This is a genomic window from Pseudoalteromonas rubra, from assembly GCF_000967655.1.
GTDB lineage: Bacteria > Pseudomonadota > Gammaproteobacteria > Enterobacterales > Alteromonadaceae > Pseudoalteromonas > Pseudoalteromonas rubra_A.
This window is the reverse complement of record NZ_JXYA01000094.1, coordinates 1-12,105: the sequence shown is the minus strand read 5'-3', so window position 1 is coordinate 12,105 and position 12,105 is coordinate 1. Positions and strand designations below refer to the sequence as shown.

At 45.8% G+C, this 12,105-nt stretch carries 10 protein-coding genes; 7 read left to right on the top strand and 3 right to left on the bottom strand.

Going from position 1 to position 12,105, the window contains the following annotated elements; all coding sequences use genetic code 11:
• Positions 1–15: 15 nt before the first annotated feature.
• Positions 16–2,190 (bottom strand): phosphatidylinositol-specific phospholipase C domain-containing protein, encoded by a 2,175-nt coding sequence (locus tag TW77_RS23510; RefSeq protein WP_046007408.1) that lies wholly within the window; start codon positions 2,188–2,190, stop codon positions 16–18.
• A 292-nt stretch (positions 2,191–2,482) separates the two neighbouring features.
• Here TW77_RS23510 and TW77_RS23505 point away from each other — a divergent pair, with 292 nt between their 5' ends.
• The 3 genes from TW77_RS23505 to TW77_RS23495 all read left to right on the top strand — a co-directional run bounded on the left by TW77_RS23505 (position 2,483) and on the right by TW77_RS23495 (position 7,013).
• Positions 2,483–2,920, top strand: a complete 438-nt coding sequence (locus TW77_RS23505) for a cupin domain-containing protein (RefSeq protein ID WP_046007407.1) — start codon at positions 2,483–2,485, stop codon at positions 2,918–2,920.
• 523 nt (positions 2,921–3,443) lie between these two features.
• Positions 3,444–4,505: a S41 family peptidase gene (locus tag TW77_RS23500; protein ID WP_046007406.1), complete on the top strand. Its 1,062-nt coding sequence runs from the start codon at positions 3,444–3,446 to the stop codon at positions 4,503–4,505.
• Positions 4,506–5,069: 564 nt separating this feature from the next.
• Positions 5,070–7,013 carry a RecQ family ATP-dependent DNA helicase gene (locus tag TW77_RS23495; protein ID WP_046007405.1) on the top strand — a complete coding sequence of 648 codons (1,944 nt, stop codon included), beginning with the start codon at positions 5,070–5,072 and terminating at the stop codon, positions 7,011–7,013.
• Positions 7,014–7,281: 268 nt separating this feature from the next.
• Here the strand turns inward: TW77_RS23495 and TW77_RS23490 are convergent, their stop codons facing one another.
• Together TW77_RS23490 and TW77_RS23485 are read right to left on the bottom strand one after the other, a co-directional pair.
• On the bottom strand, positions 7,282–7,593 hold the full coding sequence (locus tag TW77_RS23490; RefSeq protein WP_046007404.1) for a hypothetical protein: 312 nt from the start codon (positions 7,591–7,593) through the stop codon (positions 7,282–7,284).
• A 245-nt stretch (positions 7,594–7,838) separates the two neighbouring features.
• The gene (locus tag TW77_RS23485; protein WP_046007403.1) at positions 7,839–8,399 is read right to left on the bottom strand and encodes a hypothetical protein; all 561 of its coding nucleotides are present in this window, start codon (positions 8,397–8,399) and stop codon (positions 7,839–7,841) included.
• A 633-nt stretch (positions 8,400–9,032) separates the two neighbouring features.
• On the opposite strand from TW77_RS23485, the gene TW77_RS23480 reads away from it, so the two are divergent.
• The 4 genes from TW77_RS23480 (at position 9,033) to TW77_RS23465 (ending at position 11,931) form a co-directional block, all read left to right on the top strand.
• Positions 9,033–9,224, top strand: a complete 192-nt coding sequence (locus tag TW77_RS23480) for a hypothetical protein (protein WP_156158751.1) — start codon at positions 9,033–9,035, stop codon at positions 9,222–9,224.
• Positions 9,225–9,648: 424 nt separating this feature from the next.
• The gene (locus TW77_RS23475) at positions 9,649–10,125 is read left to right on the top strand and encodes a hypothetical protein (protein ID WP_046007401.1); all 477 of its coding nucleotides are present in this window, start codon (positions 9,649–9,651) and stop codon (positions 10,123–10,125) included.
• Positions 10,126–10,347: 222 nt separating this feature from the next.
• Positions 10,348–10,854, top strand: a complete 507-nt coding sequence (locus TW77_RS23470; protein ID WP_046007400.1) for a DUF4431 domain-containing protein — start codon at positions 10,348–10,350, stop codon at positions 10,852–10,854.
• Positions 10,855–10,992: 138 nt separating this feature from the next.
• On the top strand, positions 10,993–11,931 hold the full coding sequence (locus tag TW77_RS23465) for a hypothetical protein (protein WP_046007399.1): 939 nt from the start codon (positions 10,993–10,995) through the stop codon (positions 11,929–11,931).
• Positions 11,932–12,105 lie beyond the last annotated feature (174 nt).

The following is a 12,105-nucleotide window of genomic DNA, read 5'->3' as shown; positions in this document are numbered from 1 at the left end:
GTTAAGGTAAACCAGTTAAGGCAAGCAACTGGCCTTGGTGAAGAAGTATCTCACTTCGTAGTCTTCACAGGTGGTGTAACTGCTGCTGCCGCCATTGCTGGAGTTCCAGCAGGCAAAGCCTGAGCTGTTATTGACCAGGTTTTGGCCGGTCAGGCTTGAGTCCAGCTTGTTGCCTTTGACTCGTGCAATCACCCCCGCAACATCGCTGGTGCTGCAACTGGCGCCGATGTTACCCACTGACTGGTGGGAACTGAATAGCTCATTGTCACCGCTGGCCGGGTCATCGCGATCAAGCCAGCCGGTGGCATAGAGCCCGCCGTTAACTTGTGAACTGGCGATGCGATAAACGCCCAGTGAGTTCAGTTCTTTATTATCTGTGCCATGAAAGGCAAACAGTTGCTGGCTGGCGCTGGCTGAATAGGTTGTACAACTGCCAGACGAAGTACCACCTTTGATTGAACTGCCATTGCTAGACGTCAGCTTCAGATAGTACACCGTATCATAGCCATATTTGCCATCGTCTTTACAGATCTGCAGGCTTTTTAGGTGCTCGCCCTTGCTGCTATCAAAGGTGAGTTTATCACCCCAGCTACCGCCGCTGCCGCCGTAGGTTACGCACATTTCTGATGTGCCCACACTGGCATGAGACAGGCTCTGTTTGGTTTCGTAACAGGCCTGAAAACCATCCACCCGATTGTTTGAGCGCACCCGCACTGAGCTGAGGTTGAAGGTGCCGCCCACCAGGGCTTTACGCTTTAACAAGGCAATATCGTTAAAGCCATCGCCCTTATTGGTCGAACCCACCGCAGTGTTTTTCACATACTGCCAGTCGATATGTTCAGCCGCGTTAGACAACCAGAAATCATCGAACGCCTTGTAATAGTTCACCCAGTGGTGCTGTGAACTGGCGCCTATGGTGTTTTGCAGTTGCACATGCTCATAGGCATTGAATGGCATCGCAAAGGTATAGCTGCCGCCCAGGCTCTGACAATTCGCAAACCCCATCTCCCAGCTGCCCTTACTGGTGGTCAGCTTCCAGTTACGATTATCATCTACACAAGCGTGGTACTGATAGGTGGAGCAGGCTTTGTCGACAATAGCGGCATCGCTTTCGAGGCTGGCACAGTCGCCCGAACCATTGGGTCGGTTCGATTGCCACGACCAGATAAAATCTTCAATCTGGACTTCATTGGCACCATAGCCGCTGGCAGCGCTGGTGTTATTGGCTTCGACCAGTGCCAGCTCGAGAATTTGCGCGCCTTTGTTGGCCCACTTGCTGATCACATTACTGCCAGTTTTACTTGAACTGGGGCCATCCGGATTCAGCTGCGTCGCGCCATCAATGATCACTGTCATATTGTTGGCAAGATAATGCGCGGTCTGATCGCCGTTCACACACTCATTGCTGCCGTTCTGGCAAAACGGTTGATTGCTTTGCAGATTACCGTTGGCATCGAAGGCATCGACGCCGATAAACACGGTATTCCAGAATTTAGAGTAACTGCCAGTGCTGTGATAGGAACACAAGTTGCTGTGATCCCTGGGGGTTTGCACCACCGCGACCAGCTGCTTACCCGCCGCCAGAATGTCGCGTTTGGTGAGGTGCGACACCGGCAAAGAGGCACAGCTTTTATCGGCATAGCCCCAGTCAGACGGCATCAGCAAATAATCACCGATGTCTTTTTGCAGGCGCTCGCCAATTTTGTTGTGCCAGTTTTTATGGTCGTTATGTTTGTACGATTCAATTTTCAGCAACACCACTTCGTCTGGGTTGTCTTTCAGAAAGTCTTTAATGTCGTCTAACCCTTCCGACAGCTTTGCGTGAAAGCTTGAACAAATGGCTTTATTTTCCAGAGAGTTGTGGCACAGCATTGGGGTAGAATCAAAGGTGCCTTCCGGGTAAATATCAAATTCCATCACCCTTATACCGCGCTTAAGCAGGCTTTTGGGAGAGTAGTACTGATTTACATCGGTATACGTACCTTTACTCCAGGCATGTGACGCATAGGCATTGTGCGCCCCGGCCCACAGAGTTTTAGAAAAAGGCGCAAAGTTATCTATCTGCCCTTGCAAGTCCAGTCGTGTCACTTTCTCATCATCGGTATCTATTGCGGCATATACCGCAAACGATGCGCCAGATGCCGTGACTGCACCTGCCAGCAGCAACGCCAGTGTGTTGTTTGGTTTCATGGTAAAAATCCTCTCCTTTTAGTGTGAACCTGGTCCTTAATCAGGGGGTTGTTTATGCCCCTGTACGAGCAACCGCGGCAAATATAGGTGCGAAAAGTGCAAGAAGTGTGAAGATGTGAGTTTTAGCTCTAATTTAGCTTGTTGGTAGGTATTGTTTCACTTTGCAGTCAATTTTTGATGATTTTGTATAGGCTGGTGACATCACACATAATGATGTAATCTGGTTAGTCTTTTATAAAGAGCGCAAGAGTGAAAGTGTCGCTAAAGCGCGTTGAATAGTCGAGGGCATACAATGAGATACAAGCACGTCAAAGCCGGTAATGCTGAGAGACATGATCTTGAACAGGGGGAAATCACGTCCATTCTTGCATCCGGATCTGATACTGATAACCGGGTTTCCATTTTTGACAGCAAACTGCCTAAAGGCAATGAGGCGCCGTGGCATTTCCATGAGATTGATGATGAGATCTTTTACATTATCTCAGGGGAAATTGAATTTGGTGTAGAAAACGACGAATTTGTTGCAAATGCAGGCGACCTTGTCATTGCTGGTCCCAACGTAAAAAGACGTTTTAAGGCGCTCACCGACAGTCACGTGCTCGTCATCAATACACCTTCAGGCCCCTCTGAGGGATTTATTCGGGATATATCCAAATTTACCGCTGACAATCCTCCGACGGAATCAGACAGACAGGCATTTATTGAAAACTACAAAATTCACATAGTCTAGCTGTTTGAAAAGCCTGACTTCAGCACCTGAGTTGGCGCTCTGGCACTGTGAATTCATAGGCGCTTGAAGAGTATAGCGGTGAGTATTTGGCAACATGATTTGTTGTCGCTGATCTTTATAAACCGACCGTCACCCCGGGCGCCTGCGCGCCGGGATCTACCAACATTTAACGCCGAAGTATCCTACGCACGTCGAACCTACCCAACTCCACCGTCATCCCGAACGCTTGCGCGGCTGGAGCTATTAACCTGCGATAACTTGTGGCTGATATTTGAACTCTTTTTCACCGTCAGAGTCTCTTAAAGTTAAGGCGCCTGTAGCGGCCAGATTGAGTTGGCACTTGTAAGGGGCCGCTTACATGATATTGGCGGATGCGCCTGTCTTTCATAGTAAACGCCATGATTATGAGCGACATCATCTCACTGTCAAAGATTGCTGTCACAAGGTCGTGAACTCTGTGACGTGCATGCTCCGAGCTTTTGTCAATTTTGGCAATTGGCTCACTAGATAAAAAGGATATTTTATGATTATTAGATATTTATTGTGCTTAAGTTTGTTCGTCATGGGCGTCAGTAAGCTACAGGCGAAAGCCGCCGACATTGACGCTGCGCAACAGTTACAACCCGCCCAGGCCAAGCGCATTGTGGAAGAGTTTGCGGATTCTATCGAGCAAAATTATATGTTTACCGATACTGCTAAAAAGATTGCCGGCGAACTACGCGCATTAACCTTTAGCGGCACACAATCTCGGCATGGTTTGTCAAAGCAAGTCACTGACTTAGTGAGTCAATACGACAAGCACCTGGCGTTAGTCACTCGGGTCGACAACCATGGTCAACACAGTGAAGAGGCCAGAGAGCCCTGGTTCACCGAATTAAAACGCAAGAATTCCGGCGTACGCCAGGTGCAAGTGCTGGCTGGCAATATCGGTTATTTAGAAATGTGGGGCTTTGACTCGGTATCTTCGCAAGCCAAAGACGTGATTGCGGCTTCGATGACTTTATTAGAGAGAAGCGATGCGCTCATCCTGGATTTTAGCCAAAACGGTGGGGGAGATGGCTTTATGATCTCCCACTTTGCCAGCTATTTTTTAGAAAAGCCGACTTTATTGCACACTTACCAGTTTAGAAGTGGAAGTCGTTATCCTTTTCGCAGCGATCAGCCCTTGGGGGCCGCCAAACTGCGTGATATACCTTTGTACATCTTGATTGGGCCAGAGACGTTCTCTGCCGGAGAGGCGTTTGCTTATGCGATGAAGCACCTGGGGCGAGCCACTGTGATAGGTGAACCGTCTAAAGGGGGCGCCAATCCAATCAGGCAAATTAAGCTATCTCATGATTATATTGCCTTTGTGGCAATCGGTACCACCGTTAGCCCAGTCACCCAAAAAAACTGGGAAGGAACAGGGGTCATGCCTCAGGTTAATATTCAGGTTGAGTCTGCAAAATCGCAAGCCTACCTGATGGCATTGCAGCAGTTAGCCGGGCAAACGGCTAACCCCTATTTGACCAAAGAGAGAGCAGAGGCAATGCGCCAGTTGACCAGTCAACTCGCCGCTTTAGATACTAAAACCAGCAGTAATTAGTTGAATTGGTATCGGTTTACGTAGAGCACTCAGGTCTCGCATTGTGTACCGTTACCCCAGACGCGTGCGAGCCGGGGTTTACTAACCAGCAATGCTGTAGTTGCTTCTGATCGTGTACCCAATCAACCCTTCGGTCATCCCGGACGCTTGCGAGCCGGGATCTATTAACCGGCAATACCGAGGCTCCTTCTAATCGCGAACCCAACCAACCCCTCGGTCATCCCGGACGCGTGCGAGCCGGGAACTACTAACCGGCAATACCGTGGTTCCTTCTGGTCGCGAACCCAACCAACCCCTCGGTCATCCCGGACACGTGCGAGCCGGGATCTACTAACCCGCAATACCGTGGTTCCTTCTGATCGCGTACCCGACCAACCCCTCGGTCACCCCGGACGCTTGCGAGCCGGGATCTACTAACCAGCAATGCTGTAGTTGCTTCTAGTCGCTAACCCAACCAACTTCGCCGTCACATGGAAGCCTGCCACTCGTCAAACTGGTTAAGTATTGTTGGGGATTGGTAATGTGTTATCTTACACGGCAGTTGTTAACACGGAATTTTGCATCATGAACGAATCGGCGCTTCACCAAACCTTATCGCAGCGTTTTGGCTTTTCAGCATTCAGGCCTGGCCAGGAGCAAACAGTTACCCAGCTGGTCAACGGTCACTCTAGCCTTGCAATATTCCCAACCGGCTCTGGTAAATCCTTGTGTTATCAGCTGACGGCCTTGCAGCTCCCCAATTTAACCTTAGTTATCTCGCCACTGCTGGCGCTTATGAAAGATCAGCTTGAGTTTTTACACAGCAAAAACATCAATGCGGCCAGTTTAGATTCAACGTTAACCCGGGAGCAAAGCCAGTCTGTGATGCAAAATGTCAGAAATGGCAGCATTAAAGTGTTGATGATCTCGGTTGAGCGTTTTAAGAACGAGCGCTTCAGAGAATTCATTAAGCAAGTGCCTATTTCTATGCTGGTGGTTGATGAAGCGCACTGTATCTCTGAATGGGGCCATAATTTCAGGCCCGATTATCTTAAACTACCCGACTATCGTAATGAGTTAAAAATTCCACTGGTGCTGCTGCTTACCGCTACGGCGACCAAAAAAGTAAAGCGCGACATGGCGAACCGGTTTGATATAAAACCCGAGCATATTGTTCAGACGGGCTTTTATCGCGCTAACCTGGATTTAAGCGTGTATGCGTACCCGGAAGAGCAAAAAGTGCAGGCACTGATTGGCTATTTAAAGCAACAAGCTGGCGCAGGCATTGTGTATGTCACGCTGCAACAACAGGCCGAGCAGGTGGCTAAGCAATTACAGGCGGCGGGCGTAAACGCCGCTGCCTATCATGCCGGGCTGGACGATAGCCTTCGTCAGAGTATCCAAAACGATTTCATGAACAATCACAAACAAGTGATTGTTGCCACCATTGCCTTTGGTATGGGCATAGACAAATCCGATATTCGGTTTGTGGTGCACTACGACCTGCCAAAATCGATAGAGAATTACAGCCAGGAGATAGGCCGCGCAGGGCGCGACGGGCAATTTTCTGAATGCATTACTTTGGCTAACTTAGATGGCGTTGCGACGCTTGAGAACTTTGTTTACGCCGACACCCCTGAGCAAGCCAGCATTCAGGCACTGATTGATGAAATTCAATCGCAGCAACAGCAGGGTTTGTGGGAAATGCAGGAGCTCAGCGCCTCTAAAGTCAGCAATATCCGGTTGCTGGCATTAAAAACCTTGCTGGTACAGATCGAACTCAAAGGCGTGATTGAGGCCAAATACGCGTTTTACGCTGACTTTAGATTCAAGTGGTTACGCACAGAGCAGGACGTCATCAGCATGTTCGATGCCAACCGCCAGCAGTTTATCCAGCAAATAATTGCCAATACGCACTTTAAGAAAGTGTGGGGCACCGTTGATATTCAGGCCTTAGTGCAACTAGGGCACGACAGAAATCGCATTGTAGCGGCGCTCGACTACCTACATGAGCAAGGGCATATCGAGCTTGAGTCAAAGCGCATGATGCAGGTGTATCAGGTTATTGATACTAAGCTGGCAGAGCCAGACTTAGCCAAAGAGCTTGCCGACTACTTTTTAGATAAGGAGCAAGCCGAGGTTAAACGCATCGCCGCCATGCTACGCTTTTTTGAGTTAAATACCTGTTTAAGTTACAACTTAGCACGCTATTTTGACGATGAAAATGCCCCAGAGCAATGCGGGCATTGCTCAGCGTGCCGAGGCCAAATTGCTCAACTAGCCCAGTCAAAACAGGCCGAATTTCCGTCGGACGATACATTACGAAACGACTTAAATGCGCTAAAACAGCACCTGATGCAAATTGGCGTTACCCCCAGCCTGGCAATACTAACCCGATTCCTAACCGGCATGACCTCACCACTGGCAACGTCTTCCAAATTCAGACAACGCGCCGGATTTGGCAGCTGCGCAGATATTCGCTATCAGCAGGTTTTGAGTAAAGTAATGCAATTGGGTTTTGGGGGATGATAGTGCATAAAGGTTTAGTGCGTCTTTATTAGGTAGGACGAAAATCAAAGCGAAACAGTGTTTGGATGAGCATCGGCCTGGCAGTCAAAGCTGACACGGCCGAACTTCTCTTTCAAATTTGGTGCCTTTAAAGCTGGTGCCCATCTCTGTCATCCCGGACGCTTGCGAGCCGGGATCTACAAACGAGCGATGCAGTAACACCCCGTTGAAGCTGAACTCACAAGCCCTAGCGTCACCCCAGAAAAGACACTGCGTATTGACTCAGAATTTAGGGGTTAATGATTATGTATTTGGCACTCACATAATTAGGAAGTGACGAGCAGCTAATCGAGCCATTTTTGCTATCAATATAAACTTCTACGCTTTTATCCGCCGTGAGCGCTGCCAAAACAATGGCGTTACCGTTGTCTGACGGTGGACAAATCCACTGGCCATCAGAGCCGCTTGTCTTGAATGCGGTGTTGCCACTACATTGCTGAGGATAATCCATCACCCAGGTGACTTTGCCTTTACAGTTGATATCTGCTGCAATTGCCAATACAGGGAACAAAATCGGTAGAGCTGTTAATAACGCTTTCATAGGCCTTCCTTTAGTGTTTAGTAATTTCGCCAACGTCACAAAGTACTTTGTTTCGTTGGCGCCAGACGTGTACTGGCTGTGCTTTTATGTCAGCCTGTAACAGCATGCCACAGAGCAAGTTTACAAACTTCTGACTTATTATGGATAATTTTTGTTAGTTTGTGATTACAAGCTCGTAACAGGTTGGTTTCAGCTTTAGGAGAGAGTGATCAAAATGTGGAGCGGGTATTCGGGCAAAGTGGTTGCTATTTCGACTGAGTCATACCTTGTTGGAAAAGCTCACCCATACTAGCGATTGCTTCTGGCATTGTCATTTTCCATGTATTGCCTTCCTTAACTACAGTCGCCACTTCAACATTTTGTGACGGAACATCGGTTAGTTCAACAAAGTAACGCGCAACTACATGCGCAGTATGTTCTCCTTCCATCACTTTTCCGATAATTGTTAATCTAAGCAATTCTAGTACTTCTGGGCTGGCAGTTTGTTGCATAGCAAATTGCAGGATGCTCTCACAAAACTGGATATCTGACATCTTCTTGATGCCATCAAATGAGGCCTCCTCTCCAAAGATAAGTACTGTGGCGTCTTGCTTCTCGGCGCTAGGTGCATCCAGAAGTGCCGTCATGAGTCCTTCTTTTAAATGGCGAAGATCTTGATTTCGATATAGCTTGCAGGCTTTCCATGTGGCATTAGATTTGAGATATTCAAAGTGCTCTTCGATGAGTTTTTCCGGTGATTCTGATGCGATAGTGACCGACGACATTGCTGTTAGCAAGAAACAAATAAGTGTTCGAACGTATTTCAAAATAGTGCTTTCCTGTATTTAAGCTAGACTCGACTCCCCTCTGTGGGAATCCATCAAAAATTATAACCTGTCGCGTCATTGCTATGCGAGTTTTTGCTGGGTTTCCAGGCAAAGCGCTTGATAACAAAGAGTGGGTTTAACCTTGTAATCGATCACTTAAGAACTTGTTCACTCGCCGTCTTTTGCGCAGATGCGCACAGTCATACGTCAATGCCTGCTTTGGCCTACCACGCCATGGAAGGCCTCAGAAAAATTACACCGGCAAACATTCTTAATTGATGCAAAAATGGTACGATCACTCGTTGAGCTTATCAGCCATTTATGCCTGTTTGCGAGTGCTCATAGTTCACAGCTGGGGGTTTTAATTATGCGTCTTTATATGTGCCTGAAATCTAGATATAGCCTGGTGATTACAAACCTTGAACCTCAATCGCCGGTATTGTGATGTTGAATCAGTCACTAAATAAGTCGGAAAAATCATCCAGTGCTTTTATCACAGCCTCTCTTATGTGGCTGCAAGTTGTGCCGCCACTACAACTGTCATAACTATGGTCAAATGAAAGGTGTAGCTCACCATACTGTTCACTAAAACCAATCTTGAGGGTAGTGTGATAAGTGTGGCTGACCTTTATAATGCTAAAACAGCATCTGATCCAAATTGGCGTTACGCTAAGCGTGGCGATACTGACCCGATTCCTAACCGGCATGACCTCGCCATTGGCAACGTCCTCCAAATTCAGACAACGCGCCGGATTTGGCAGCTGCGCAGACATTCGCTATCAGCAGGTTTTGAATAAAGTAAAGCAGTTAGGTTTTGGGGCATAGCTGCGTGCAAAGACAGAGTAAGTCCTTATTGGGTAGCACCAAAATCAAAGCGAAATAGTGTTTGAATGAGCACCGGCCTCGCAGTCAAAGCTGACGCGGCCGAACCTCATCTTCAAAACTAGAACTTTTTCTCAAAACCGACATCCACTTCCGTCATCCCGGACGCTTGTGAGCAGAGCTCTCTTAACGCACGAAGCAGCAGTACTCTAAAGTACGCCAATTCGGTTGGGTGCCGCTTTTCTTAGTTTAAAGGAATGGTGAGGCTCACTTGTCTTGCATTTCCAAGTTAAACCTGCCAACAATTGGCCATTCGAATTTATGGTGGGTGGCCATGCAAAGTGGTTGTGCTTATCCACCTTATTGATTTTAAATGATAATATTTTGAGGTGCCTCAGGTTGAGGCGCTAGTGCCTAGGAAACGGATATGGATTTATCACAAATTTTATGGAATTTCGGAATTTCTTTTACTGCAGGAATTATAATTGCCGCTTTTGGGAAAGTCAGCCTAGAGCACTACAAAAAAATAGCAATACCGTTAGGTGCTACCGCTGTATTTTCAATTGTTTCAGCACTGATTTTCTTTGGAGTGCAGTACGCTTATCAAAGCTACCGAGAATACAAAGAAGCCGAATATGTTCAAGAAAAAATAGATAGGTACTTAAAAGGTCATTATCCTAACGAATTTGAGTTTGGTTGGAGAATCAAAGTCTTACAGTTATCTCCAAAACTTGACCTTTCTCTTTATTGGCCAAAAAAACTCGCTAAAAACCCGATTGCTCATCCATGGTCAGAACCATTAATAAAATATGAAATAGGTAAAGTTCTTAAGCAAGAGGGCCACGCTCAGGAGCCTAGGTGGTTTTATACTTTGCACCCAATACCTCGTAGTGAGATTGAATAATGCACCCTGAATTATCTTGGGCTAAGGTCATGGCCATGCAGTTAGAGCATGAAGGCTATGTTTGCCTTTACTAAAAATCGAGCTGTTGGACCCAAAGGCCTGCGGAGAAGCTCGGACCGAGACATCTAAACTATGCGGCTATTTAGTCTTGGTGCTCAGATTTAACGCTGTTATATTTTACAGGCCCTTTAATGGGCGTTAACTATACCAAGGACATTGACTTTGAGTGACTTTTTATCAAGTAGCTTGTGGCAGGGTATCGGGGTCATTATTTCGTTTATACTCGCTGTAATCAGCCTTATTTTTACAACTGACCTCAGAGCCAAGGTCTTTAAATCTAAAAACAGTTTATTTGATTCCAAAGACATGCGACCTAGAGAGTTGCTTGATGGTCAAATTGTAACCCTGTTTGGAAAGGTCAAAGAAGAGGTTTTCGCTGGTCCCCCAAACTATGAATCAATCAATGACGGTGATCGTCCCCAGTTTTATTGGCTTTTATACGTTAATGAACCTATCGCTATTTTTGGCAGATGCTTTGAGAATCAAGAACTTTCTGAATATGGTAACACTTGCTGCTTTCAGTTAGCTCTAAAAGAAGACTTTTATAACAACAGAAATGATATTTTAGACAAATTTGTAAAAGTAGATGGGCAAGTATTTCTAGGGCATACAGGCTGTCATAAAACTAAGGCGTTAATTGATGTCGAGAAAATTGAAGTTGTGACATGAAAGCTGGTAGTTAAGTTTATTCGTAGCGGTTGGTACTTATAGTGTGAACCTAGGTTATTTTTTACGAACAATGCTATATTTAGTTATGTATATTATTACTTTTTTGAATTTCATGTTTTAGGTTTATCAGGAGGTTTCGTGACTGCGTTATTTTTAGGTGCCGGCTTTTCTAAATGGGCTTTTAATTTACCACTCGTCAACCAACTTTTTGATTTTAATATATCGACAACATGTGAGAAAGAAGCAAAGAAGATTAGTCGACTGAAAGCTGATTGGAAAAAATGGCGAGAATTAAACCCAAAAGACACACCTGAAAAATTTATCTATTGGTGTCTACATAAATCATCACACCGAAGAAGTCGAGTAATATGGTATGTAAGTAGAAGACTTAGCGATCCATTTATGACTAGAATAAGGGGGTCCTTTTCTGCCGCTATGTTCGATGAACGAGTCGTAAGAGAAAATAATGGAATTATCAAAGTTAAAAACTTTATCTTAAACTTAACTGATTATGACTTGAAAGGTATTGTTACTTGTAATTACGATACTATTGCTGAATGCGCATTAGGTACTGCAGGTTTTAATTATGGTATTATTGGTGAACAACTTACTGGGAGAGGCCTTAACCCTCAATTCCCATGGCAAAATGCTCATGTAAAAGTAACTGGTAATATTCCTATCGCAAAGTTGCACGGTTCATTATCTTGGGGAGCAGAGACCAAGTATACAAGTGGCAAGCCAGGTAGAATGGGGAAGGCTCTAATTGTTCCACCTGCACCTGAAAAAATACCACCGAATGAACTGTCAAGTGTGTGGGAATTAGGTGCAAAAATAATTAACGATAGTAAGTGTCTAATTATTTTTGGCTTTGCATTCAATCCATATGACTTGGCATTATTAAACTTTTTAAAAAAAAATGGTCGCAAATTAGAAAGGGTTTTGTTGATTGATCCATTCCCTAATCTATCTAAGGCAAAAGACATTTGGCCGTCATGTGAAATTGATACAATAGATCCTCGAGAGTGTTTCGATCTTAAAGATCACAGATGGTTCTCAAAGGTATCTTGCTCTTTGTGAAGTCTGTACACACAACAAGTGAATCCCGCCGACCGCATCCTGACGCTTCTGATTGAGTCGTTAGTTCCATTACCAATTCCTCGTGTCCAATTTTCAGCACAAGTTAAAGTCGCGAGATTTCACTTGTTCTATTAACTGTACATGTAGTAGTTCTGTAAGCGTCGCCTAAACCTC

Bases quoted from the DNA above. Each gene is read 5' to 3' on its own strand.
- TW77_RS23510 (WP_046007408.1), bottom strand. From the start codon at position 2,190: ATGAAACCAAACAACACACTGGCGTTGCTGCTGGCAGGTGCAGTCACG.
- TW77_RS23505 (WP_046007407.1), top strand. From the start codon at position 2,483: ATGAGATACAAGCACGTCAAAGCCGGTAATGCTGAGAGACATGATCTT.
- TW77_RS23500 (WP_046007406.1), top strand. From the start codon at position 3,444: ATGATTATTAGATATTTATTGTGCTTAAGTTTGTTCGTCATGGGCGTC.
- TW77_RS23495 (WP_046007405.1), top strand. From the start codon at position 5,070: ATGAACGAATCGGCGCTTCACCAAACCTTATCGCAGCGTTTTGGCTTT.
- TW77_RS23490 (WP_046007404.1), bottom strand. From the start codon at position 7,593: ATGAAAGCGTTATTAACAGCTCTACCGATTTTGTTCCCTGTATTGGCA.
- TW77_RS23480 (WP_156158751.1), top strand. From the start codon at position 9,033: ATGCTAAAACAGCATCTGATCCAAATTGGCGTTACGCTAAGCGTGGCG.
- TW77_RS23475 (WP_046007401.1), top strand. From the start codon at position 9,649: ATGGATTTATCACAAATTTTATGGAATTTCGGAATTTCTTTTACTGCA.